The sequence below is a fragment of the Streptomyces sp. KPB2 genome, from assembly GCF_003950055.1.
GTDB classification, from domain to species: Bacteria; Actinomycetota; Actinomycetes; order Streptomycetales; family Streptomycetaceae; genus Streptomyces; species Streptomyces salinarius.
Genome location: NZ_CP034353.1, coordinates 7,577,502 through 7,600,998, shown reverse-complemented (window position 1 = coordinate 7,600,998; position 23,497 = coordinate 7,577,502). Strand labels below are relative to the sequence as shown.

23 protein-coding genes are annotated in these 23,497 nt (G+C 73.5%); 9 read left to right on the top strand and 14 right to left on the bottom strand.

The features are described 5' to 3' along the window. Window positions 1-125 precede the first annotated feature (125 nt). Together D1J63_RS34410 and D1J63_RS34405 are read left to right on the top strand one after the other, a co-directional pair. A complete protein-coding gene (locus D1J63_RS34410) occupies window positions 126-878 on the top strand; it encodes a sulfite exporter TauE/SafE family protein (protein ID WP_176156295.1) in 753 nt (250 codons plus the stop codon). Window positions 879-1,033: 155 nt separating this feature from the next. After that, window positions 1,034-1,762, top strand: coding sequence for a trypsin-like serine protease (locus D1J63_RS34405; protein ID WP_164713103.1), 729 nt, complete (start codon window positions 1,034-1,036; stop codon window positions 1,760-1,762). 34 nt (window positions 1,763-1,796) lie between these two features. On the opposite strand, the gene D1J63_RS34400 is transcribed toward D1J63_RS34405, so the two are convergent. Next, a complete protein-coding gene (locus tag D1J63_RS34400) occupies window positions 1,797-2,867 on the bottom strand; it encodes a hypothetical protein (protein ID WP_125634393.1) in 1,071 nt (356 codons plus the stop codon). Between the two features lie 235 nt (window positions 2,868-3,102). Here D1J63_RS34400 and D1J63_RS34395 point away from each other — a divergent pair, with 235 nt between their 5' ends. Then, window positions 3,103-3,942, top strand: a complete 840-nt coding sequence (locus D1J63_RS34395) for an ATP-binding cassette domain-containing protein (RefSeq protein ID WP_102929693.1) — start codon at window positions 3,103-3,105, stop codon at window positions 3,940-3,942. 263 nt (window positions 3,943-4,205) lie between these two features. Here the strand turns inward: D1J63_RS34395 and D1J63_RS34390 are convergent, their stop codons facing one another. Further along, window positions 4,206-4,571: a transglycosylase family protein gene (locus tag D1J63_RS34390; RefSeq protein WP_125634391.1), complete on the bottom strand. Its 366-nt coding sequence runs from the start codon at window positions 4,569-4,571 to the stop codon at window positions 4,206-4,208. A 225-nt stretch (window positions 4,572-4,796) separates the two neighbouring features. Here D1J63_RS34390 and D1J63_RS34385 point away from each other — a divergent pair, with 225 nt between their 5' ends. Next, complete coding sequence (locus tag D1J63_RS34385; RefSeq protein ID WP_102929695.1) at window positions 4,797-5,288, top strand: DUF5949 family protein; 492 nt, start codon at window positions 4,797-4,799, stop codon at window positions 5,286-5,288. 41 nt (window positions 5,289-5,329) lie between these two features. Here the strand turns inward: D1J63_RS34385 and D1J63_RS34380 are convergent, their stop codons facing one another. Together D1J63_RS34380 and D1J63_RS34375 are read right to left on the bottom strand one after the other, a co-directional pair. Continuing rightward, window positions 5,330-5,866, bottom strand: a complete 537-nt coding sequence (locus D1J63_RS34380) for an isochorismatase family cysteine hydrolase (RefSeq protein WP_102929696.1) — start codon at window positions 5,864-5,866, stop codon at window positions 5,330-5,332. 74 nt (window positions 5,867-5,940) lie between these two features. Further along, complete coding sequence (locus D1J63_RS34375) at window positions 5,941-6,735, bottom strand: restriction endonuclease (RefSeq protein ID WP_125634389.1); 795 nt, start codon at window positions 6,733-6,735, stop codon at window positions 5,941-5,943. A 144-nt stretch (window positions 6,736-6,879) separates the two neighbouring features. On the opposite strand from D1J63_RS34375, the gene D1J63_RS34370 reads away from it, so the two are divergent. Together D1J63_RS34370 and D1J63_RS34365 are read left to right on the top strand one after the other, a co-directional pair. After that, window positions 6,880-7,950, top strand: coding sequence for a right-handed parallel beta-helix repeat-containing protein (locus D1J63_RS34370; RefSeq protein ID WP_125634387.1), 1,071 nt, complete (start codon window positions 6,880-6,882; stop codon window positions 7,948-7,950). Window positions 7,951-8,013: 63 nt separating this feature from the next. Further along, window positions 8,014-9,042, top strand: a complete 1,029-nt coding sequence (locus D1J63_RS34365; RefSeq protein ID WP_125634385.1) for a methyltransferase — start codon at window positions 8,014-8,016, stop codon at window positions 9,040-9,042. Between the two features lie 77 nt (window positions 9,043-9,119). Here D1J63_RS34365 and D1J63_RS34360 read toward each other — a convergent pair whose 3' ends face one another. The 4 genes from D1J63_RS34360 to D1J63_RS34345 all read right to left on the bottom strand — a co-directional run bounded on the left by D1J63_RS34360 (window position 9,120) and on the right by D1J63_RS34345 (window position 13,999). Beyond that, a complete protein-coding gene (locus tag D1J63_RS34360; RefSeq protein ID WP_125634383.1) occupies window positions 9,120-10,301 on the bottom strand; it encodes a SchA/CurD-like domain-containing protein in 1,182 nt (393 codons plus the stop codon). 192 nt (window positions 10,302-10,493) lie between these two features. Then, entirely contained in the window at window positions 10,494-11,183 is a 690-nt protein-coding gene (locus D1J63_RS34355) for a class F sortase (protein WP_164713102.1), read from the bottom strand. Between the two features lie 112 nt (window positions 11,184-11,295). Further along, entirely contained in the window at window positions 11,296-11,850 is a 555-nt protein-coding gene (locus D1J63_RS34350) for a hypothetical protein (RefSeq protein WP_125634381.1), read from the bottom strand. Between the two features lie 244 nt (window positions 11,851-12,094). Then, entirely contained in the window at window positions 12,095-13,999 is a 1,905-nt protein-coding gene (locus D1J63_RS34345; protein ID WP_241235640.1) for a SpoIIE family protein phosphatase, read from the bottom strand. Between the two features lie 142 nt (window positions 14,000-14,141). Here D1J63_RS34345 and D1J63_RS34340 point away from each other — a divergent pair, with 142 nt between their 5' ends. Further along, a complete protein-coding gene (locus D1J63_RS34340; RefSeq protein WP_125634377.1) occupies window positions 14,142-14,729 on the top strand; it encodes a GNAT family N-acetyltransferase in 588 nt (195 codons plus the stop codon). Window positions 14,730-15,120: 391 nt separating this feature from the next. Here the strand turns inward: D1J63_RS34340 and D1J63_RS34335 are convergent, their stop codons facing one another. After that, window positions 15,121-15,594: an ATP-binding protein gene (locus D1J63_RS34335; protein WP_125634375.1), complete on the bottom strand. Its 474-nt coding sequence runs from the start codon at window positions 15,592-15,594 to the stop codon at window positions 15,121-15,123. Between the two features lie 104 nt (window positions 15,595-15,698). Next, entirely contained in the window at window positions 15,699-16,436 is a 738-nt protein-coding gene (locus D1J63_RS34330) for a class I SAM-dependent methyltransferase (RefSeq protein WP_125634373.1), read from the bottom strand. 172 nt (window positions 16,437-16,608) lie between these two features. Between D1J63_RS34330 and D1J63_RS34325 the strand changes: the two genes are divergently transcribed. Then, window positions 16,609-17,805 carry a cytochrome P450 gene (locus tag D1J63_RS34325; RefSeq protein WP_125634370.1) on the top strand — a complete coding sequence of 399 codons (1,197 nt, stop codon included), beginning with the start codon at window positions 16,609-16,611 and terminating at the stop codon, window positions 17,803-17,805. 39 nt (window positions 17,806-17,844) lie between these two features. Here the strand turns inward: D1J63_RS34325 and pgm are convergent, their stop codons facing one another. From pgm to D1J63_RS34305, 4 genes are all read right to left on the bottom strand, one after another. Next, window positions 17,845-19,485, bottom strand: a complete 1,641-nt coding sequence (pgm, locus tag D1J63_RS34320; protein WP_125634368.1) for a phosphoglucomutase (alpha-D-glucose-1,6-bisphosphate-dependent) — start codon at window positions 19,483-19,485, stop codon at window positions 17,845-17,847. Between the two features lie 100 nt (window positions 19,486-19,585). Then, window positions 19,586-20,020, bottom strand: coding sequence for a hypothetical protein (locus D1J63_RS34315; protein ID WP_125634366.1), 435 nt, complete (start codon window positions 20,018-20,020; stop codon window positions 19,586-19,588). A gap of 102 nt (window positions 20,021-20,122) precedes the next feature. Further along, complete coding sequence (locus D1J63_RS34310; protein ID WP_125634364.1) at window positions 20,123-20,863, bottom strand: peptidase E; 741 nt, start codon at window positions 20,861-20,863, stop codon at window positions 20,123-20,125. A 10-nt stretch (window positions 20,864-20,873) separates the two neighbouring features. Next, the gene (locus D1J63_RS34305; RefSeq protein ID WP_102931974.1) at window positions 20,874-21,809 is read right to left on the bottom strand and encodes a LysR family transcriptional regulator; all 936 of its coding nucleotides are present in this window, start codon (window positions 21,807-21,809) and stop codon (window positions 20,874-20,876) included. A gap of 94 nt (window positions 21,810-21,903) precedes the next feature. Between D1J63_RS34305 and mdlC the strand changes: the two genes are divergently transcribed. Then, entirely contained in the window at window positions 21,904-23,484 is a 1,581-nt protein-coding gene (gene mdlC, locus D1J63_RS34300) for a benzoylformate decarboxylase (RefSeq protein WP_125634362.1), read from the top strand. Window positions 23,485-23,497: the final 13 nt, after the last annotated feature.

Sequence of the window (23,497 nt, the reverse complement as noted above, 5' to 3'; positions counted from 1 at the left end):
TGGTTGAGACCGGCAAACACGCGACTCGGACCGGTGGGTACAGTCGGCCCCGTGAAAGATGCACAAGACACCTTCCGGCCGGGCGGGGGCCGGGTGCGGGGCGGCACGGGGTGACGCCCGAGGCCATGGCCGCGGTGTTCGCGGCCGGGGTCGGGGCCGGCGCCATCAACAGCGTCGTCGGCTCCGGCACCCTGATCACCTTTCCCGTGCTGCTGGCCACGGGGCTGGCGCCGGTCACCGCCACCGTGTCCAACGCGCTGGGCCTGATCCCCGGCTCGATCAGCGGGGCCATCGGCTACCGCGAGGAGCTGCGCGGCCAGCGCCGGCGCGTCCTGAAGTTCGGTTGTGGAGCACTGCTGGGCGGCCTCTCGGGTGCCACCCTCCTGCTGATGCTGCCCGCCGACGCCTTCGAGACGATCGTGCCGGTCCTGGTGGGCCTCGCCCTGCTGCTGGTGGCGTTCCAGCCGCAGATCGGCCGGCTGGTCCAGCGCCGCCGGGCCCGCACCGGCGCCTCGCCCCGCCGCGACGGCGGCCCGCTGCTCCTCGTCGGCCTGACCCTGGCCAGCGTCTACGGCGGCTACTTCACCGCCGCCCAGGGGATCATCTACCTGTCCCTGATGGGCATGCTCCTGGACGAACCCCTGCAACGTCTCAACGGCGTCAAGAACGTCCTCTCCGCCCTGGTCAACACGGTCGCCGCGGTCTTCTTCCTCTTCGCCGCGGACTTCGAGTGGACCGCCGTCGGGCTCCTCGCGGTCGGCTCGGGCCTCGGCGGCTGGGCCGGTGCCCGGGTGGGCCGCCGCTTCAGCCCCACGGTGCTGCGGATACTGGTCGTGACGGTCGGCACGGTCGCCCTCGTGCAACTGCTGCTCCGCTAGATCCCCTCCAGCCGCCCCGAACGCCGGCCGGCCCCGGCATAACACCGTGTTATGCGAAGCCGGGATTGTTCGGCCGGCGGCCGGGCCCGACATGCTGTGGGCGCCCCCACACATCAGCACGCGCCCGGCGCGCGTGTCGTCGGAATCGAGGAGCCTTGCGAACAACGAGACTCGTCCCCGCCCTGCTGGCCGCCCTCGTGGCCGCGCTGCTGTCCGCCCTGGCGCTCGCCCCCACCGCCTCGGCGGCCGAGCCCCGGCCCGGTGACGGCGGCCCCCAGCCGATCATCGGCGGCGGCTACGCGCAGAACGCCCCCTGGGCGGCACGTCTGTTCTCCAACGGGCAGCAGACCTGCACCTCGACCATCATCTCCCCCACCTGGATCCTCACCGCCAAGCACTGCGTCAGCGGCGGCAACCTCGCCTTCCGCATCGGCAGCCTCGACCAGGGCTCCGGCGGCACGGTGGCCAACGGCGTCCAGACCGTCACCAGTCCCTCGGCGGACCTCGCGCTGGTCCGGCTCGACCGCTCCGTCTCCGCCACCTACGCCCGGCTCGGTCAGCCGGGCACGGTACAAGTCGGCCAGACCGTACAGGTCTACGGCTGGGGCGCGACCTCCCGCTGCGGCTCGGAGATCAACTGCCAGTCCCAGTACCTGAAGGTCGCCAACGTGAGCGTCACCCGCGGCTGTTACGACGCCTACTACGGCCAGGCGATATGCGCCCGGCCCGTCGACGGCATCACCGCGGGCGGCGACTCCGGCGGTCCGATGATGGCCGGCGGCGTCCAGGTGGGTGTCGCCTCGACCAGCGACCGGCAGACCACCACGGCGTACACCAACGTGACCGCCTACCGTTCCTGGATCCAGTCGGTGGCGGGCGTCTGACTCCCCCGCCGCCCGGGTCCTGCGCCTGCCCCCGTCACCCCGGAGGCAGGCGCAGGACCCCGTGCTCGTCCCGGATGTCCGTGAGCACCCGCACGACCTGGGCGTCCCGGCCCGCGGGGTCCGAGGTCACCAGGGCGGCCAGGTCCCCGAGGCACCGCTTGCCGTCGGCGGGCGGCCGCGCGCAGAACAGCACGTAACCGCGCACCCGGTGCACGGTCCCCGGCTCCAGGCGCCACACCCCCATGCCGGCCCCGCCGCTCGTCACGGCGTCCGGGTACGTCGCGCGCAGCTGGGGCAGGACCGACGCGTCGATCCGCCGGGAGAAGGCCTGCCGCTCCTCGAAGGGCGACACGATCCTCAGCCGGACGGAGGCCACGTCGACGGTACGGCCGGGGTCGTCGCCGACCGGGTAGGCGGCCACGTAGTACGGCCTGCCCGCCAGGGCCGCGCGTCTCGGGCCGTGGGTGAACCGCAGGACGGTGGGCAGCGTGCTCTTCGCGGCCGGGAGGTCGTCGGCCGTGCCGGGGGCCGCGACGTTGACGGTCACCCAGCCCTGCGCCGCGCGGGGGTCCTGGTCCGCGCGGGCGGTGACCCAGCGCTGTGCGCAGGCGCCGAGGCGGGTGAGGACGTCGTCCAGCGTCTCGTCGGTCAGGCGTGCCTCGATCCACGGGGCCGTCAGCTTCTCGTCCGTGGCAAGGACCGGATGCCCGCAGCCGTCGAAGGCGTGGCGCATCGCGCGCAGCCGCCCGGCCTCCCGCCGGGCCCGGTCCACCGCCGCGCGGAGGGCGTCCGCGCAGTCCGGGCCGCCGTCGCAGCGGTCCTTGGCCGCGTCCACCCGGAACCTGACGGCGGCGTCCGGGTCGTCGACGACGGACAGGGTGACCTCCGAGCCGGTGGTCTCCGGGACCAGGGTCCGGGCGTCGACGACGTCGAGTTCGCCGGGGTACAGGTCGTCGGCGAGTTCCCGGGCCCGCCGTACGTCGTCGTCCGTGTCGAACACCGCGCAGCCGCCGACCAGCGCCCCCACCAGCAGTGCCACCAGGCCCGCGCCGACGCGCCCCGGCCGCCGCCGTCCGCTCCCCCGTGCCGTGTGCCGACGCCCCATGGCTCCCCCTCCGTCTCCCACCGACGCCGTCACGATAGGAGCCGGGCCAGGTGCCGCGGATGAGTACGGGAACTCATCCGCGCCCTGAGTGCGCCGCTGCCGGCTGCCGCCCGCGCCCCGCTCACCGTCCGCCGTCCGCCGTCCAGGAAGCGGACGGCCCGGCAGGCGTGTGGTGAGTACATCTACTGTGCGAGGTGACCGACCGAGGGTGTCCCGCGCGCGAAGGAGCCACCGCATGACCGGCCAGACTGCCGACTCCCGGGAGAGCGAGCACGGGGCGGCCGTGCTCCGGCTCCAGGACGTGAGCGTCCGCCGCTTCACCACGGACCAGTTGATCCTCGACGCCGTCGACTGGACGGTCCGGCCGGGCGAGCACTGGGCGCTGCTGGGGGCCAACGGCGCCGGGAAGACCACCCTGCTGCGACTGCTCGGCGCGCTCATGCACCCCACCACGGGCACGGTCGAGGTCCTCGGCAGCCGGCTCGGCCGGGTGGACGTCCGCGAGCTGCGGGCGCGCATCGGCCACGTCAACTCCGCCCAGCGGGTGCCGCAGGACCTCACCGCCCACGCGGTCGTGCTCACCGGCCACAGCGGCACGGTGCAGCCGTTGTGGCGGACGTACGACGAGGAGGTGCGCCTGCGCGCCCGCGACCTCCTGACCGAGCTCGGCGTCAAGGAGCTCACCGACCGGCCGTACGGCGTCTGCTCGGGCGGGCAGCGGGCGCGCGTCCTGATCGCGCGGGCGCTGATGGCCGACCCGGCGCTGCTCCTCCTGGACGAGCCGTTCAACGCCCTGGACCTGCCCTCCCGCGAGGACCTCGTCGAGGCGATGCACCAGCTGGCCGAGGGCAGGCCGCAGTTGGCCACCGTGACGGTCACCCACCACCTGGAGGAGCTGTTCCCGGCCGTCAGTCACGCCCTGCTGCTGCGCGAGGGCCGGATCCTGTCCCGGGGTGCGGTGGACGAGGTGCTGACCGACTCCCTGCTGACCGCGTGCTTCGGCCGGGACATCACGGTGGCCCGGCGCGACGGCCGCTGGTCGGCCTACTCGGGGCGGCGCGTTTCCGGAGCATGACCGGACCGCGAAGGTGTCATTGCGGTCCCGGCCGAAGGGGCCGATCCGCCTCGACCACCCATCACGCCCGCCGCGGAGCCCGTCGGCCCGGCGGCGACGGCGGCCCCGGGCGTATCGGCGTACGCAACGTCCGGGACCGCCACTCGGCTCCCCCGGTCGGGGCCTGCCCATCCGCCGCACGGGGGAAACGGGAGCGGCGGTGATCGGCCCCAGGTGCACACCCACGGGTTGGCCCGGTCAACCCGGTGCGGACGGCGCCGTTGTCAGGCGCAGCCCCAGGCACCCATCCCCTGCATGCGGGCCAGGCGTTCCGCCACGGCGATCTGCTCGGCGCGGCTGGCGAGGTCCGCGCGCGGGGCGTACTCGAGGCCGCCGGCCGCGACCCAGCTCGACGGCGCGAACTGCAGTCCGCCGTAGTAGCCGTTGCCGGTGTTCGCCTGCCAGTTGCCGCTGGACTCGCACGCGGCGATGGCGTCCCAGTCGGTGCGCAGGGGCGTCGACGGCGCGGCCACCGCCTGGCCGGTGGCGCCGAGGGCGGTGGCGGCGAGCAGTGCCGCCGCGGCGGTGCCGATCCTGCGGCCACGCGAACCGCGCACGTCGCTCTGACGATCACTTCGTCTACAGATCATAGGATGACTGTTACATCAGGTGATCGGTCATCGCCGCCCGGACTCACCCGTCTTGGGCCGGTCGGAGCACGAACCCGACGCCGCGGGGCCGACGACCGGACCAGGGGCGTGACCGACGCCGACTCGGCGCCGAGCACCCCTCGTTCGTGTGAAGAACCGCGATGGTGTCGTCCGGTCGGGTGACGGCCGGGCAGGTGCGTCGCCGCGCGCGCTTACGGTTTCGCGGTGACCTCGATCTCCACTGACCCGCGCCCCCTGCGAACCGCCGACCTCGGCACGCTCGTCATCATGTGCTGGAGCCGTGAGACGCCCGACGGCGACGTCCCCTTCCTGCTCGCCTGCTCCCTCGGCGACGGGGAGGGCGGCCCCGAGGCGACCCCGGCCGCCGTGGAGGGGCTGCTGAGCCGTTCCGGGCTCGCGGTGGGCGGCGACACGGTGCTCGACGGCACCGTCCTGCCCGACCTGCCGATCGGCCTGCTCGTCGTACCGGGCGCGGCGGCCCTCACCATGCCGGGCATCAACGCCCAGTTCGTTCCCACCCCGCGGTGGCGGGCGGCGGTGGACGAACGGCGGTTCGCCTGTCTCATCTTCGCCACCCGCCCCTGGGCCGGGGGCGAGACCGGCGACGGCGCTGCGGTCGCCGCCTTCGCCAACGACAAGGAGACGCTGGCCACGGCGGCGCAGGTCGTCCTGCCCGTGCGCAGCCTGCGGACCTGACGCCGGCGTCGGCCCCGCTCACCGCGCGGCGGCGGGGCGCCTCACGTCCACAGCTCGCCGCTGTCGCACACCCGGGCGCCCATGTTCCGCTCCATCATGCGCAGTGCCGCGTCCGCCAGATCGGCGTGGATGTGGGCGACCGCGTCGCGCGGCACGATCACCTGCAGATGGCGGATGTGGGCGTCCAGTGCCGAGTAGAGCACGCACTGCTCGGTCACCTGCCCGCACAGCACGAGCCGGTCGATTCCCTGCTGGTGGAGCAGATAGGTCAGCGGGGTCTCGAAGAAGACGGAGTGGCGTGCCTTGACCACGAAGAGGGAGGAGTCGTCGGGCTTCAGCGGCTCGACGAGCCGGGAGTGCGGCCCCGAGAGGGCCTTGTCGAGGATCTCGCCGTGGTGCGAGCGCCACTCCCCGAAGTTGTCGTTGACGTAGATCACGGGGACGCCCTGCCGCCGCGCCCGCTCCAGCAGGCCGGTGACCTGCGGCAGTACGGATTCCACGGCGGGGATCAGGAACTCGGCGTCCTGGTGGTCGTAGGTGTTGATCATGTCGATGACGATCAGCGCGGTCTTGCCCATGCCGCCCAGGTTGCCACCGCGCGGCGCGAAATCCCTGCTCCCAACGCCGACCGCGGGCGGACGGGCGGGCCGGCTCACCACACCGCCCGGTCGTCGAGCTCCACCCCGTCCCCGCCGGGTGGGGGCAGCTCCCAGGGCGCCGGTCCGCCTCCCTGACACCAGTCGCGCAGCCGCTCCTCGTTCACGCAGACTATGCCGCACCGCTCGGCGTAGTCGACCGCGGGTGCGGTGAACTCCGTGCTGGCGACCAGGACCGCCACGTCGGCCCCGTGGACCGTGAAGCAGGTGCCGCCGAAGCGCTGGAGGTCCTGGGAGCCGACCTTGTGGTCCTCGCCGTAGCGCTTGCACTGGATGACGATCCGCCGCCCGTCGGGCGTCACCGCCAGCACGTCGGCACCGAGGTCGCCCGCCCCGCCCACGACCTCGACGTCCAGGCAGCCGTCCCGCCGGCACAGGTCCGCTATCGCCTCCTCGAACTCGTCGGGGCCGAGTTCCTCGTACTCGGTGGTGAGGACCACGGTGGTCTCCTCGCCGCTCGCGCACCGCGCCGGCGCCGCCTCGTGGTCCTCCTCCAGCGCGTCCAGCGTCGTCGCCGTGGCCGCCGCCAGGGCGTCCGTCGTGCGCAGGGCCGCCCGCGCGGCGGTGTGCCGGCCCCGTGCGCGCCGGCCCAGGAGGACGGCCGCGATCACGCCGAGCACCAGGACGAACACCCAGACCGGTCGCCGCTGCGCCGTGTCGTACACCATGCGCACGACCCATCCCGCCAGGACCAGGGCGATGGCGGCGAGGCCGAACGTCACGGTGGTCGCCCGGAGGTCGAATCGCCGCCTCGCACGTCCGTCTCGGACACGGCGTTCAGGCACGGTCACGTTGGTCGCCCCTCCCCGGATGGCGTACATGAAGATCACGTACGCCTTGTGCCCACGAACCGCCGCTTCAGCGCCCGTTCATGACACGCCGTCGGATGGCGGATCCCTGCCATCGGGGAATATTTCAGGCATACCTTTCGGAATATGAAGAAATGCCATGTCGTGTACCTCGTGTGCACCGCAGCGATGATCGGAACGGGGCTCGGTGCGGCCCCGGCGTCCTCCGTCCCCATGACCCACGTGGTCCACCCCGGGCAGTCGATCCAGAAGGCGGTGGACGCCGCCGGCTCGGGCGACACCGTCCTGGTCACTCCCGGCGTCTACCACGAGAGCGTCAAGGTGAGCACCCCCGGGCTGACCCTGCGGGGCGTGGGCCGCAGTACGGTCATCATGCCCAGCACGAAGAAGGCGGCCGACAACACCTGTGCCGAGGGCGGCAACGGCATCTGCGTGATCGGCACGAAGGACGAGAACGTCAAGGGCATCACCGTCGCCGACCTGACGGTGACCGGGTTCACCCGTACCGGTGTGTTCTCCATGGCCACCGACGGGCTGACGGTCCGGAACGTGAACGCGGTGAAGAACGGCGTCTGGGGCATCGCCCAGGAGCGCTCGGTCCACGGCGTCTTCCGCGGCAACACCGCCCGCGACAACGGCGACGCGGGCATCTTCCTCGCCAACAACATCAAGGCCGAGGAAGGCGCCGCCGACACCGAGGGCACGCTCGTCGCGCACAACCGGCTCGAGGGCAACCGCATCGGCGTCACCGTCCGGCGCCTGCGCAACCTCGCCGTGGCGGACAACCACATCGCCGGCAACTGCGCGGGCGTCTTCGTCGTCGGCGACGAGAACACGCCCAAGGCCGGCGACCTGGTCGTGCGCGACAACCACGTCGTGCGCAACAACAAGTCGTGCCCGAAGACCGACCGGCTGGAGGCGCTCCAGGGTTCCGGCATCGTCCTGACCGGTGTCGAGAAGGTCCTGGTCGCCGACAACACGGTCGAGGGCAACGCGGGCAAGTCGTCGATGTCGGGCGGCATCGTCCTGGCCGCGAGCATGGTGGGCACCGCCAACTCGAAGAACGAGATCAACGGAAACCGGCTGAGCGACAACTCCCCCGCCGACCTGGTCAACGCCGGGACCGGTGACACCGCCAAGAGCAACACCTTCAGCGGCAACACCTGCGGCGCCTCCAAGCCCGCGGGCCTGTGCTGAGCCGGCCGTAACGACCGTGGCCCGAAGAAGGCCCATGGACCGAAGAAGGAAGGAAAGCGGCACATGACGACCGCACAGACTGCCCCACCCCCGCCCATGCGGCTGAGGGAGCTCGTGTTCGGGGCGGCATGTGCCGCCGCCCTCCGCGCGGCCGCACGGCTCGGCGTCGCCGACGCCCTCGGTGACGACCCGACGCCCGTGGAGGACCTCGCCGCCGCGGTGAAGACCGAACCCAAGCCGCTGCGCCGGCTGCTGCGCGCCCTGACCTGCTACGGCGTCTTCACCGAGCACAGGAACGGGACGTTCGCGCACACCGACATGTCCCGCCTGCTGCGCGAGGACGACCCGCACAGCCTGCGCAACATCACCCTGTGGTGCACCGAACCATGGACCTGGGACGCCTGGCCCCTGCTCGACGAGGCGGTGCGCACCGGCTCCAACGTCGTCGAGGGCCTGTACGGCAAGGAGTTCTTCACCTACCTCAACGAGGACGCACCCCAGTCCGCCGAGGTCTTCAACCGGGCCATGACGACGTCCAGCCGGCAGTCGGCCCAGGACGTCGCCGCGCTCCTCGACCTGTCGGCGAGCGGCTCGGTCGCCGACATCGGCGGCGGCCAGGGCCACGTGGTGGCGAGCCTGCTGGAGAAGTACCCGGCCATGCGGGGCACCCTGCTCGACCTGCCGCGGGTGGTGGAGAACGCCGACCCCCGGCTGCGCGAGGGCGGTTCGCTCGCGGACCGGGTCCGCATCGTGCCGGGCGACTGCCGCGAGGCCATCCCGGTGCGGGCCGACGTGTACGTCATCAAGAACATCCTGGAGTGGGACGACGACAGCACCGCCCGCGCCCTGCGCAACGTCATGGCGGCGGGCGGCCCGGGTGCCCGGGTCGTCGTCATCGAGAACCTCGTGGACGACTCCCCGTCGATGCGGTTCAGCACCGCCATGGACCTGCTGCTGCTCCTCAACGTCGGCGGTGCCAAGCACACCACCGACAGCATGGTCGGCCGGCTGACCGAGGCGGGCCTCGTCATCGACGACATCCGCCCGGTCAACCCGTACCTGCACGCCTTCGACTGCACGGTGCCGAAGTGAGCTGACCCCCGGACGCACGCGCGTCGGCCGCCGGACCGCCCGGAAGCGGTTGCGGCGGCCGACGCGCGTGCGCCCGTTCAGGCGTCCGGTGCCCGCCGGTCGGTGACCAGCTCCATCCGGGCGCCCTCGAGCGCGCGGACGAGTCCGCCGCCCGTCGGGGAACCGGCGTCCGTGAAGCCGTCCAGGAGGGTCGTCAGCTCGGACACCCGGCCGGGGTCCGGCAGGCCGAGCGTCACGGCGGGGTCGCCGTCGTGGAGGTCGCCCCGTACGTCGACCAGCCGCACGACGACGTCGTCGCGCTGGAAGATGGTGCTGCACAGGACGGGGCTGCGCGGGTCCCTGGCCGCCGCCTCGTCACGCTCGGCGAGCAGCTGAGCCAGCCGCATGCCGCAGCCCGGCCGCGCCGGGTACGACAGCGCGTGCCGCTGTGCCGCGCCGCTCACCTCGCCCGCGGTCACGTGGTGGACGGCGGGCAGCGCCGCCCGCGTGTAGAACACCCGGGCCGACTCCGGGTCGGCGAGGTCCCGGTCCTGCTCCAGGTACGGGTTGATGGCCTCCTCGACGGCCCGCACCTCCGGCTGCTCCGCGACGTGCCGCAGGGCCGCGAGCAGGTCGCCGCGCACCTCGATGGCCCGCACCACCCGGTTGCCGTGCAGGAACAGGGACGTACGGCACAGTCGCGTGGTGTCGTCGACCCGCGGCTCGGGCGAGGCGTAGTCGGCGAGGATCTTGCCGACCGCTTCCTCGCTGCCCGGCTTCACCGTGAAGGTGAGCGCGTGCCGGATGACACCGTCGCCGACGCGGGGCGCGGCCTGCAGCCCGCCCCGGGCCTGTTCTGCGCCGTCCTCCGGGCGGCCGGTCTCGCGGACCACGTGGAAACGGAGCGACCTGGTGTCCCGTACGCAGCTGTGCAGCGGCTTGACCATCCGCACGTGCTCCTCGCTGCTCACCCAGTTCAGGAACGGCGGCGCGCTCTCCCACTCGCTGGTGATGAGCCACTGGGAGGGGTTCTCGATGGACTGGCACAGCTGCTCGCCGATGTGCCCGGGGACGGACTCGACGTGGCTGCGCAGGTTCTCGTAGGTCTCGAGGAACTGCTGCTGGGCCCCGTCGTAGACCTCCACCAGGAGGACGACCCGCAGCCGGGAGCCGTCGAACACGGACTGGGAGACCTGGTGCGACAGCTGACGCGTCAGCGGTTCGGAGGCGGGCTGTTCGGAGGCGAGCTGTTCGGAAGCAGGGGTGGGCGTGGTGGTCATCCTGCGCACATCTCCTTCGCGGGGGCGGTTGGGAACGTCGGCCGCGGTGATGCGACGCCGGCTTGCCTCGATCCTGTGGCGGGCCCGGGCGGCGCGCGACTCGTGTGCGGTGCGCGGGTGACCGGCGCCGCGGAGGGCCGGCGGGCGCGGCCTCGGGCGGGTTCGTCGGGCGGATTCGTCGGGCGGGGTGCCTCAGGTGAGGTGTGCGAAGACGACCAGGTTGTCGGTGTAGTCCTTGACCTTGTGGTCGTAGTCGCCCGCACAGGTGATGAGGCGCACTTCCGGCCGGTCGGCGTCGCCGTAGACGCGATCGCTGGGGAACTCGTCCTTGGCGTAGGTCTCCAGGCTGTCCACCACGAAGGTCGCCTCGCTCCCGTCCGCGCGCTCGACCTGGAACTTGTCGCCCTTGTCGAGCTGGTCGAGGCGGGCGAAGACGGCGGCGGACGTCTTGGTGTCCACGTGGCCGGCGATGATCGAGGTTCCCTTCTCGCCGGGGGAGACGCCCTTGGCGTACCAGCCGACGAGGTTGGTGTTGCCGGCCGGCGGCGGTTCGAGCTGCCCCTTGTCGCCGATGGCGAGGTCGGTGAAGGGGGCGTCGACGGAGATTTCCGGGATGAGCAGGCGCACGGGCTTCGACCGGGGCAGGGCCGGCTCGTCCTCGTCGGCCCCATGGGTCGCGGGCGGGGCGGACGAGGCGGTCGTGCCGGGCTGTGCGGGCAGCGGGGGGCGGGAGGAGTCGGCGGACGTGTCGTTGCCGCCGACCAGGCTCACCGCGAGGATCAGCAGGGCCACGCCGCACAGCACCATCAGGCCGGAGCGGGAACCCTGGCCGGTCGTCGTCTCGTCGTCGGCGGGGGTGGGGGTGGAAGGGGGGACTGGCATCGGGGACGACCTCACTGGGGCACGGCGGCAGGGCGGACGGGTGAGCGCGGGCGAGCCGGGCCGCCCCGTGGTTCCTGGGTGGCGGCCCGGCTGCTATCGCGCCCGGCACGGCTTACGCCACTCCGTGAGCCGACTTCTTGCGTCGGACGGCGTACAGGCCGGTCGCGGCGACGGCCAGGACGGCCAGCCCGCCCGCGGTCGTGGTCGGCGTGGCCAGCGCGCCGCCGCCGGTGTGCATCCCGCCGCGCGGCTTCTCGTGGTCGCCGCCGCCCCGGGAGCTCTCGCCCTCGTCCTGCTGGTAGGTCTGCGAGCCGCCCTCCTTGGACTCACGGCCGCCGCCGTCCCAGTCGCCCTCGTTCACCGCGGCCAGCGCACCGCCGCCGGTGTGCATGCCGCCGCGCGGCTTCTCGTGCTTGCTTCCGTTGTCCTGCTCCTCGCCGGAGTCGTCGTGGTTCCAGCCGCCCTCGTCGACCGCGGCCAGCGCGCCACCACCGGTGTGCATCCCGCCGCGCGGCTCGTCGTGCTTGCTTCCGTTGTCGTGCTCCTTGCTGTAGGAAGAGTCGTCGTGGTCCCAGTCACCACCGACGGCCGCGTAGGCGCCGGGAGTGCCGAGGACGAAGACGGCCGAGGCCGCCGCCGTGGTCAGGAGCATGCGAGCAGAACGCATCTGAGGTTCCTTCCGTCACGGCCGGGCAGCTGGTGCTTCGTCAGCTGAGGTGACCCGGCCCCGACGTGAATTACCGTCAGCCCGCCGTCGGTCTCGCACCACTCAAGGCGATCAGCCGGGTGAACACCCCACCCGTCCGGGCGCCGGGGCAGCGGCGCGCCGAGGGGGTCAACGAATCCGAGCCGTATCGGAGTTGGGCCGACCGGACGGCCTGTCACCCGGGCCCACCCGTCTGCCGGAGCCGCTACTCCTCCGGGTCCGGGTGGGTGGGGTCCCGCACCTCGGCCTTCTGGCGGCGGGAGCCCGGAGCCGCGCGGTCGGGGGTGGCCTCGCTGTGCCCGGACTGGGGCGGCGGGGGCGGTTCGGTGTCGCCGGGGGCGCCCATGCCGGCGGCGGGCAGGCGCAGGGCGAGCAGGGCGACGTCGTCACCGCGGGGCGCGATCCGCGCGAGCAGCTCGTCGCAGAAGTCGTCGACGTTCCACCGGTCCAGCCGACGGACCAGGGCGGCGGCGTGGTGGCGGAGCGTGTCCATGCCCACGTCGATCGGACGGTCGCGGCTCTCCACCAGACCGTCGGTGTAGAGCAGGAGGATGCTCTCGGGCGGGAGGTCCTCGCGGGTGTCGGGCCAGTCCAGGCCGAGGCGCAGGGTGGCGCTCATGCCGATGAGCGGTCCGTGGCCGCCCTCCAGGAAGCGGGTCCCGCCGTCCGGTGTGATCAGCAGGGGCGGAGGGTGCCCCGCGTTGACCCAGTGCAGCCGCCAGGGGCCGCCCTCGGCGCCTTCGACGCGGGCGAAGACGAGGGTGGCCATGGGCGCGTCGCTGGTGTTGGTCACGGCCTCGTCCAGGCGCCGCATGATCACGCTGGGTGGCTCCTGGTGGTCCCAGGCGAGGGCGCGCAGCATGTTGCGGACCTCGGCCATGTGGGCGGCGGCCTGCAGGTCGTGCCCGACGACGTCCCCGATGACCAGGGCCATGACGCCGTCACCGAGGAGGAAGGCGTCGTACCAGTCGCCGCCGACCTCCATGGCGCTCTCGGCGGGCCAGTAGCGGGCGGCCATCCGGAGGTGGTCGACCTGCGGGAGCGGGGTGAGGAGCTGGCGCTGCATGGTCTCGGCGACGTTCTGCTGCTCGTGGTAGAGCCGTGCGTTGTCCAGGACCAGGCCGACGCGGCGGCCGATGTCGGCCAGCAGGGCGACCTCGGCCTCGGTGTGGGCGGGGTGCTCCCCCGTGCGGGCCACGGTGAGGATGCCGTAGGACCGTTGCCGGGTGCGCAGCGGGATGGCGACGGCCGCGTGACCGCCGAGCCGTTCGAACAGCACGCGGTGGGTCGCGGCGAGCGGGTGCTCTGGGTCCCGGCACAGTTCCCCAACCTCCAGCGGGACGGGCCGGTCGCCCTTGATGAGCAGGGTCAGCGCGGCGCGCGCCTGGTCGGGCAGCGCGGTCATCGGCCCGCGCAGTGACCGGGCGCGCTCCGGCCGGGTGCTGCTGCGGACGGCCACCCGTTCCAGTACGTCCGACTGGCCCTGGTACACGTCGACCGCGGCCCACTGGCCCAGTTCCGGCACCAGCAGCCGGACGAGTCGGCGCAGGGTGGTGGAGGGGCGCTCGGTGGGCACCAGCACGGTGGAGATCTCGGCGACCAGGTGCAGCTGGGCGGTGAGGGCCTCCAGGGCGGTGGTCCGCGCCTCGGTCTCCTCGGCGGCGCTGCGGTGGAGGCTGAAGTCGTGGAAGACGAGGACCAGCCCCTCCTGGCGTCCGTCGCGGACGAGAGGGGTGGTCGCCCAGATGATGGGGACCGTGGTGCCGTCGGCCCGCTGGAAGTACTCGTCGCTCCCCTCCTCGGCGGGCACGCCGTGCAGGGGGCTGCGCAGGGCGCACCGTTCGCGCGGCACGGGGCTGCCGTCGGCGTGCCGGTGCAGGAGGTCGTGCGCGTCGTGCCCGAGCATCTCCTGTTCGGTGCGTCCCAGCAGGTGCTCGGCCCAGGGGTTCACCGAGGTGATCCGGGCGGTGGGACCGAGGGTGAGGACGCCGGCGCCGAGGGCGCGCAGGACCGCGCCGGGGAAGTCGGGCTCGGCGGGCTCCGGTGCGCCGTCCACCTCGTCGTGCCCTGGTTCCTCGCCGTCCCGGTGGCCCGCCCAGCGTGACGTCACGACCCTCACAGCCTTCCGATGCCGTCCACCTCGCCAGGTTCCCCCGGCGGGCGCCGATGAACCGCTCCACGCGGCCGAAGGGGGGAGGGCCCGGGCGCGTAAACGGGTCGCTCCGTCCGGCCGGTTCCCGTACGTTCGCCCGATGTCCGTACTTCGCACCGATCGTCTCCTGCTCCGCGACTGGCGGGCGTCCGACCTGGCCCCTTGGGCGGCCATGAACGCCGACCCGGAGGTCCGCGCGTACTTCCCGGGGGTGCTCACGCCCGAGCAGAGCGCGGCGTCCGTGGCCGGTTTTCAGGCCGACCTGGACCGGAGGGGCTGGGGCTGGTGGGCGGTGGAGGTCGCCGCGACCGGCGAGTTCGTCGGGTTCGCCGGGCTGGACCCCGTGGACGAGGGCATGCCGTTCACCGGTGTGGAGGCGGGCTGGCGTCTGGCCCGGCCGGCCTGGGGGCACGGTTATGCCACCGAGGCCGCGCGGACGGTGGTGTCGCACGCCTTCGAGAGCCTGGGGCTGGCGGAGGTGCTCGCGGTGACCGCGGCCGGCAATCTGCGTTCACGGGCGGTGATGGACCGCCTCGGCATGACCCACGATCCGGCCGACGACTTCGACGACCCGGAGGTCCCCGAGGGCCCGCTGCGCCGCTCCGTCGTGTACCGGCTCCGGGCCGGGGGCACCGGTTCGGGGGGCGGTAGGCGCGGAGTGTCCGATGCCGTCGGCCGGGGTGGGTGACGGCTCCGCCGCCGACGCGGGCACGGTGGAGCGAAGCGGAGCGTCGGCAGCCTCCGTCGGTCGTCCCTTCACGCCTGGACTGCCGGGACGGCGGGCGCGTGCGGGAAACGGTGCCGACCGGCGCTTACGGCGAGGCGCGCGGCCCCCCGGCCGACCGGCGATGGGGTCTGTCGAGTGCTCGGCCGGTGCGGCACGGCTGTGGCGTCCGGTGACGGCATGGGCGGACGCAGGGCAGCGGCTCGGCGCAGCGGCGACGACGCCCCGGTGTACGCCGCCGCGCAGGGGGCCTGTCCTCGCGGGCCTTGGCGAAAGGTATCGGTACGGGGCTCGGTCGTCGCGGGGGCCGTTCCCGTCGGGCTGCGGACCGGGAAGGCAAAGTGCCCGTGCGGGGTCAGGCCGTGCGGTCGAGGGTGGCCGTGGTCCGCGGGTCGTCGGCGAGCCCGACCGCGGCCCTCATGCGCTTGCCGACCGTTTCCCTGTGCACCTCGAAGCTCTGGCAGACGGCCATGACTATCTCCAGCCCGTGCCGGCCGATGCGGTCGGGGTCGGGGGTGCCGGGTACCGGGAGCACCGGCTCGCTGTCCCACACCGTGACCTCCACCCGGTCCTCGGCGAGTTCGAGATCGACCGTCGAGGGGCCGGGCGCGTACTTGCAGGCGTTCGTCAGCAGCTCGCTGACCACCAGTTGCACCACTTCCACCGCGCGGTCGGACACCCGGGCCTCCCGCGCCGCCCGCACGCGTGCCAGGAATCCCCGGGCCAGCTCCCTGCCCCGGGCGATGTCGCCGGGAATGCCCTCGTACTGTGCCGAAACCCTGACCCGCTCGTCTCTCAGCCGGTCCCCGATGCGGGCAGCCCCGTCCATCCGATCCGCCCTCTTCCTGAGCCTTGACCGTTTACGCCAGCCCGTCTACCCCCGAATCCGGCAAACATCACCCGTCCCGGCACACGCCCCGAGTGCCGTCGGCGTCAGGCGTCGGTCGGGCGCAGGACCAGGCAGAGGAAGCCGAAGGAGTCCCGGTAGCCCCGCAGCCACCCGTCGCGGTGGGCGGTGGCCGCCTCGAGTGCCTGCGCGCGGTCCGGGTCGGCGGGGTGGTCCAGGGCCCACGCGGCCAGTGTGCCGGTCCAGGACCATTCGTAGGCGTCGAGTTCCCGGCGCGTGCTGATGTGCCCGCCCACGGGTGTCCAGCCGTCCGCGGCCACCCGGTCGAGGGTGGTCGGCAGGTCGGAGAGGTCACCGAGCATCTCGATGGCCTCGGGGGACGGCTCGCGTTCCCAGAATCCGTCGCCGACCAGGACGCGTCCGCCGGGTGCCAGGTGTTCGCGCGCGGCGGCGAGGGTGGCGGTCAGCCCGCCGAAGGCGTGCGTGGCGCCGACGCAGAGGACCAGGTCGAAGCGGTGCGGGGCGGAGAAGCGGGCCGCTTCCCGAGCGTGCAGGGTCAGCCGGTCCCCCACCCCGAGCCGGGCCGCCGCCGCACGGGCGTGGTCGAGCGCGCGCTCGGAGATGTCGACGCCCTCGGCCGTGAGGCGCGGATACTCGGCGAGGGCGCGCAGGAGCCATTCCCCGCCGCCGCAGCCGAGATCGAGGACCCGGGCCGTGTCGTCGGGTATCGCGCGGGCCAGGAGCCGTCCCACGGACTCGTCGTCGAGCGGGGCCGCGATCGGGTGGTCGGCATGGGCGAGTCGGGAGATCTGTTCACGTTCCACCGGCGGAGCCTCGCACGGCGGGGCCCGGCCGCGCACCCGGTTTCCGGGCCGCCGACGCGGACGACTCGGCGGTTTCGGGTCTGGTCGGCGCCGGGCATGTGGCCGATCCTGTTGACCACGTCGTGGAGCCGGGTGGCCACCGGGGCCGCGCGGCCGAGTTGGGGGTGGCCGGGTGACACGGGACGGACGGGTCTCCGCACGGAAGGCGGACCGGGGGCGGCCCCGGCCGGCGTGCCCGGTCGACCGGGCGGCGGACGGTACCTGGCAGGTGCGCGATTTCGCCGTCGCGCGGGCGCTGCTGCGCGCCCCGGGCACCGTGCAGGCGGGTCTCGGCGTCGAGACGGTGGAGAAGCTGCCGCCGCGCGTGCGCCGGCCGGTGCTCTACCGGGACGGCCCCGAGCACCGGGAGCACCGCAGGCAGACCGCCCGCTACTTCACGCCCCGCCGGGTGGACGAGCACTACCGCGAGCCGATGGTCCGGATCGCGGAGGAGCAGTTGGACACCCTGCGCGCGGCCGGTGAGGCGCCGCTCTCCGACCTCGCCTTCGGTCTGGCCATCGGCGTGGTGAGCGAGGTCGTAGGGCTGCGGTACGGCAGGCCCGGCATCCGCCGCAGACTGGAGAGGTTCTTCCCGGAGGAGTTCGGCGAACCGGGACTGACCAGTGTCCGGGGCCTGTACTGGCTGGTGCGGCAGAACACCAACTGGCTCCGCATCCATCTGGCCGACGTGCGCCCCGCGATCCGCGCGCACCGCCGCCGCGCGCACGACGACCTGATCTCCCACCTGCTCGCGGAGGGCTGCTCGGACGTCGAGATCCTCGGTGAGTGCCTGACGTTCGCGGCGGCCGGCATGGTCACCACCCGGGAGTTCGTGTGCCTGGCCGCCTGGCACCTGTTCTCGGACGCCGAGTTGCTCCACCACTACCGGACGGCGGACGAGGCGGGGCGCCTCGCCGTCCTGCGGGAACTGCTGCGGCTGGAACCCGTCATCGGGCGGTTGCGCAGGCGTGCCGTCGAGTCCGTGGAGCTGTCCGGCCCCGACGGTCCGGTGACGGTGTGCCCCGGCGAGTACGTCGAGGTCCACCTGGACGACGCGAACGCGGACCCGGTGGCCGTGGGCGAGGACCCGCTGCTCGTCCGTCCCGACCGCGCCGAGGCCGTCGGTGCGGGGCTCTCCTTCGGTGACGGGCCGCACCGGTGTCCCGGGGCGCACATCGCGCTGCTGGAGACCGACGTGTTCCTCAGTCGCCTGTTCGCCCTGGACGGCGTCCGGATGAGCGGGGAGCCGCGTGTCGCCTTCCAGGAGGCCATCGACGGCTACGAGATCCGGGACCTGACCGTGGCACTGTCCCGGGCCGGCCGCGGCTGACCGGCCCGGGGACCGGCGTACGGCGCCGGCGGTGGGGCGTCAGCCGCCGAGGGCGGCGAGGACGACCTCCTTCGCCTCGTCCTGCACCTGCCGGAGGTGGTCGGCGCCGCGGAACGACTCGCCGTAGATCTTGTAGACGTCCTCGGTGCCGGAGGGGCGGGCCGCGAACCAGGCGTTCTCGGTGGTCACCTTGATGCCGCCGATGGGGGCGCCGTTGCCCGGCGCCTCGGTGAGGACGCCGGTGACCGGCTCCCCGGCCAGGGTGTCGGCGGTGACCTGGGCCGGGGACAGCTTGGCCAGGCGGGCCTTCTCCTCGCGGGTGGCGGGGGCGTCGATGCGGGCGTAGGCGGGCGCGCCGAAGCGGGCGGTGAGCGCGGCGTAGTGCTCGGAGGGCGTCCTGCCGGTGACGGCGGTGATCTCGGAGGCGAGCAGGGCGAGGATGATGCCGTCCTTGTCGGTGGTCCACACGGAGCCGTCCCGGCGCAGGAAGGAGGCGCCGGCCGACTCCTCGCCGCCGAAGCCCAGGGAGCCGTCGACCAGCCCGTCCACGAACCACTTGAAGCCCACGGGGACTTCGACCAGCCGGCGGCCGAGGTCGGCGGCGACCCGGTCGATCATGCCGGAGGACACCAGCGTCTTGCCGACGCCCGCGTCGGTCGGCCAGTCGGTGCGGTGGGCGTAGAGGTGGGCGATGGCGGTGGCGAGGTAGTGGTTGGGGTTCATCAGGCCGCCGTCGGGGGTGACGATGCCGTGGCGGTCGGCGTCGGCGTCGTTGCCCGTGGCGATGGTGAAGCGGTCCCGCTGCTCGATGAGGGAGGCCATGGCGTGCGGCGACGAGCAGTCCATGCGGATCTTGCCGTCCCAGTCCAGCGTCATGAACCGCCAGGTCGGGTCGGCGAGCGGGTTGACCACCGTCAGGTCGAGGCGGTGCTGTTCGGCGATCCGGCCCCAGTAGGCGACGGAGGCGCCGCCCAGCGGGTCCGCGCCGATACGCACGCCGGCCGAGCGGATCGCGTCGAGGTCGAGGACGCTCGGCAGGTCGCGGACGTAGGCGTCGAGGAAGTCGTACCGGCCGGTCCCGGGCGCGGCGAGTGCCCGCGCCCAGGGGATGCGGCGTACGTCCTTCAGTCCCGCCGTGATGATCTCGTTGGCCCGGTCCTGGATCCAGGAGGTGGCGTCCGAGCCCGCGGGGCCGCCGTGCGGCGGGTTGTACTTGAAGCCGCCGTCGGCGGGCGGGTTGTGCGAGGGGGTGACGACCACGCCGTCGGCGAGGCCCGAGGTGCGGCCCCGGTTGTGGGTGAGGATGGCGTGGGAGACCGCCGGCGTGGGGGTGTAGCCGTCCGCGCCGTCGATGAGGACGGTCACGTCGTTGGCGGCGAACACCTCCAGCGCGGTGACCCTCGCGGGCTCCGACAGGGCATGGGTGTCGGCGCCCAGGAAGAGCGGGCCGTCGGTGCCCTGTGCGGTGCGGTACTCGCAGATCGCCTGGCTGGTGGCGGCGATGTGGTCCTCGTTGAACGCCGCCGCCAGGGACGAGCCCCGGTGCCCGGACGTCCCGAAGGCCACGCGCTGCCCCGGCTCGGCCGGATCCGGGTGCAGGGCGTAGTACGCCGTCACCAGCCGGGCGACGTCGATCAGGTCCTCGGGGCCGGCCGGCTTTCCGGCTCGGTCGTGCTGCATGCGCCCACTCCTCCGCATCGGTCGGGACTTCGCTCGCGGGTCCCATCTTCCCCTGTCCCGGCAGCGGCGGCGGCAGTGGCACGGTGTCTTCCGGCCGGTGTCAGATCCGGCCGCCGGTGAGACGGGTGAGGGGCCCCTGCGTGTGCCGTCCGGCGCGGCGGCCCACGGCGTACGACGCGGCGCTCACGGCGGTGAGGCCGGCGCCGACGCCGGCGGCGACGAGTTTGCGGTGGGCGAGGGCGGTCCACGCCGTCTTCGCCGTGGCCGCGACGTGGCCGGAGGTGGTGGCGACGGCCTGGCGGCCGGCCGCGACGCCCTTGGCCGCGGACTGCACGGCCCCGTTCGCGGCGTCGGCGGAACGCCGGGCACCGGCCTTGGCGGCCGACGCGGCGTCACCCGCCTTGCCCGCGGCGGCCTGCCCCGCCCGTGCGGCGGGCGCGGTCGCCTTCTGCGCGGTGCTCCGCGCCTTGGGCTCGGCGGTCCGCGTGCCGGTGTGCTTCTTGCTCGTGTCCTTGTTCGGATCGCTCATGGACATCGCCTTGCCCCTCACCGCGTCGGCAAACGCGGACGTCCCGCCCGAGTGGGCGACGGTCGAGCGGACGCTCAACGGGACTATGCCGCCGGGGTGTTGTGCCGTTCACCGACGCGGACCCGGCAGCGCGCGCGGTTCGATCCTCTCCTCCACCGCGGCGTCACCGTCGCGTACGACCACATAGGCTCCCTTGCCCGGAACCTCCGTGACGGCTTCGGCCAGTTCGGTGCCGCGGTAGACGAGGCCGACGCCGTCGTCCGTGCAGTGGGCCGTCGGGAGGGTGCCCTCGGCGACGAGGCGGTGGGTCAGGGGACGGCGGCCCGGGTCGACGTCGTAATGGACGCCGTTGCCGTAGGGCAGGAAGCCCAACGCGTCGGTGAGCGGGCGCAGTTCGGGCCCGAAGGAGTCGGTCGCCCCGCCCCGGAACCAGCACAGGGAACCAGCGCTCACGCCGCTGAGTACGACGCCCGCCTCCCAGGCCCTGCGCATGATCCGGTCCAGACCGTGCACGCGCCACACGGCCAGCAGGTTGGCCACCGACCCGCCCATGACCCAGACGACGTCCTGGGCGAGCACGGTCTCCTCGACGTCCTCGACGTTGGGCATGGGGAACAGGTGCAGGGGTGTCAGGTCGAACCCGGCGACGCGGGCCGCCTCCGTCATGCGGGCGGTGAAGTGCTCGGCGTCGCCTATGGCGGTGCCCACGTACAGGACGCGGGGACGCCGGCCGTGCGCACCCGAGAGGTCCACCGCGTGGTGGACCAGGGAGTCGAAGGACACCGTGGTCCGGCCGCCCGCGCGGTGGCCGCCCGACGTGGCGAGGATGGTGCGTTCCGGTGCCGTCATGGCGGTGAGCCTATCGACGGCTCGAGGGCGGCAGTTGGGCCACGCTCACCTGCTCGCCCAGCACCTCGGCCAGAAACTGCACCAGCCAGCGCTGCGCCGGGCTGCGCGAGGACTCGTGCCGTGCGTACAGGGCGATCTCGATGGGCTCGGTCTCGAACGGCAGCCGCACCAGCCGTACCCGGTGGGAGGCGGTGAAGACCTCGCCGACGTACTCGGGGACGATGGCCACCAGGTCGGTCTGTTCCAGCAGGTAGGGCAGCATCGAGAAGCGGGTGGCGTCCACGGCCACCCGCTCCAGGAGTCCGTGGGCGCCCAGCAGGGCCCTGGGCGTGACGTGTCCGCTCGGGCCGAACACCGTGGCGTGGTGCTCCGCCGCGAGGTCCGCCGCCGTGACCTCGTCGCCCCGCACCCGCGGATGGTCCGCGGCGACCATCAGGACGTAGCGCTCGCGGAAGAGCGGGATGCGCACGGTCAGGTGCGAGGTGATCACCGGTGTGGCCACGAACGCGTCGAGGTCGCCCCGGCGCAGCTGCCCCTCGGCGTCGTCCACGTCGAAGGGGCGGACGGTGAAGGACACCCCGGGCGCCCGCTCGCGCGCCGCCGCCACGAGCCTCGGCAGCAGCGTCGCCTCGCCGAGGTCGGACAGGGCGATGGTGAAGCGGCCCGACATCGTCCCGGCGTCGAAGACGTCGCCCTGGCGGACCGTCCCGTCGATCTCGGCCAGCGCGCGCTGGAGCGGCAGGTACAGGCGCCGGGCGCCGGCGGTGGGGGTCAGCCCGCGCCCGTTGCGGCGGAACAGCTCGTCGTCGAAGTGCCGCCGCAGCTTGCCCAGGCTGTAGCTGACCGTGGGCTGCGTGACGTGGAGCGTCTCGGCGGTGGCCGTGACGCTGCCGGTCTCGTAGAGCAGCACGAAGACGCGGGCCAGGTTGAGATCGAAGGTCCCCATATCGACGAACTCTATATCGGAGTGGCGAAACATCTATTGGTGCCCATGTCGCGGGGTGCCTAGCGTGTGCCGCGTCACTTCGAAAGGACTGTCCGTGCCATCCGTGCGTCGTGTCTCCCACGATTTCCTGGAGCGCCAGGGACTCACCACCGTCTTCGGCAATCCGGGCTCCAACGAGCTGCCCTTCCTCGCCGACCTGCCCGACGGCTTCCGTTACGTCCTCGGTCTGCACGAGGGCGCCGTCGTCGGCATGGCCGACGGGTACGCCCAGGCGACCGGCCGTCCGGTGCTGGTCAACCTGCACGCCGCCTCCGGTTCCGGCAACGCGATGGGCGCGCTGACGAACGCCGTCGCCTCCCGTACGCCGCTCGTGGTGGTGGCCGGGCAGCAGGTGCGCCCCGCCATCGGTCCCGAGGCCAACCTGGCCAGCGTCGACGCCCCGGCCCTGATGAAGCCGCTGGTCGGCTGGGCGGCGGAGCCGGCGTGCGCCGGGGACGTGCCGCGGGCGCTCGCCCAGGCCGTCTTCGAGGCGCGCCTCCAGCGCCGGCCGACGTACCTGTCCGTGCCGTACGACGACTGGTCGGCGGACGTGGACGACAACGCCCTGGCCGTGCTCGACCGGCAGGTGCTGCGGGCCTCGGCGCCCGGGGAGGAGCAGGGCCGGTGGCTCGTGGAGCGGGTCGCCTCGGCCGAGCGCCCCGCGCTGGTGCTGGGCGGCGACATCGACTCCGCCGGCCGCTTCGACGACGCCGTGCGGCTGGCCGAGCGGCTCGGCGGGCCGGTGTGGGCGGCGCCCTCGCAGTTCCGGCTGCCGTTCCCGAACCGGCATCCGCAGTTCCGGGGCGTGCTGCCCGCCGGGATCGCGCCGATCTCCGAGGCCTTCGAGGGCCATGACCTGGTGCTCGTGCTGGGCGCACCGGTCTTCCGCTACCACGAGCACCTGCCCGGCCGGTACCTGCCCGAGGGCACCCGGCTGATCCAGGTGACCGGGGACGCCTCCGCCGCGGCGCGGGCGCCGATGGGCGAGGCGCTGGTCGCGGACCCGGGCGCGGTCATCGACGTACTCCTGGAGTCGCTCGACGCGGCCGGTGCGCCCGCGGACCCCTACCGTCCCGTGCCCGTGCCGCTGACCGCGGAGGGACCGGGCCTGCACCCCGAGCAGGTCTTCGCCGCGCTGCGCGACGAGATGCCCGGGGACACCGCGTACGTCGTCGAGTCGACGTCGACCAACGCGGCGTGGTGGCGCCAGATGGACCTGCGCCGCCCGGGTTCCTACTACTTCCCGGCGGCGGGCGGGCTGGGTTTCGGTCTGCCCGGCGCGGTCGGCGTGGCGATGGCACAGCCCGACCGCCCGGTGGTCGGCGTGATCGGCGACGGCTCGGCCAACTACGGCATCACCGCCCTGTGGACGGCCGCGCAGCACCGCGTACCGCTGACCGTCGTCCTGCTGCGCAACGGCACGTACGGGGCGCTGCGCTGGTTCGGCGGGCTGCTCGGCGTGCCGGACGCGCCCGGCCTCGACATCCCCGGCCTCGACTTCACCCGTATCGCGGAGGGTTACGGCGTGCGGGCCCAGCACGTGGGCGGGGCCGCGGAGTTGCGCGCCGCGCTCGCCGAGCGACCGGAGGGTCCCCGGCTGATCCAGGTGGACACCGCGCTCACCACGCCCTCCTGAACCGACTCGCACG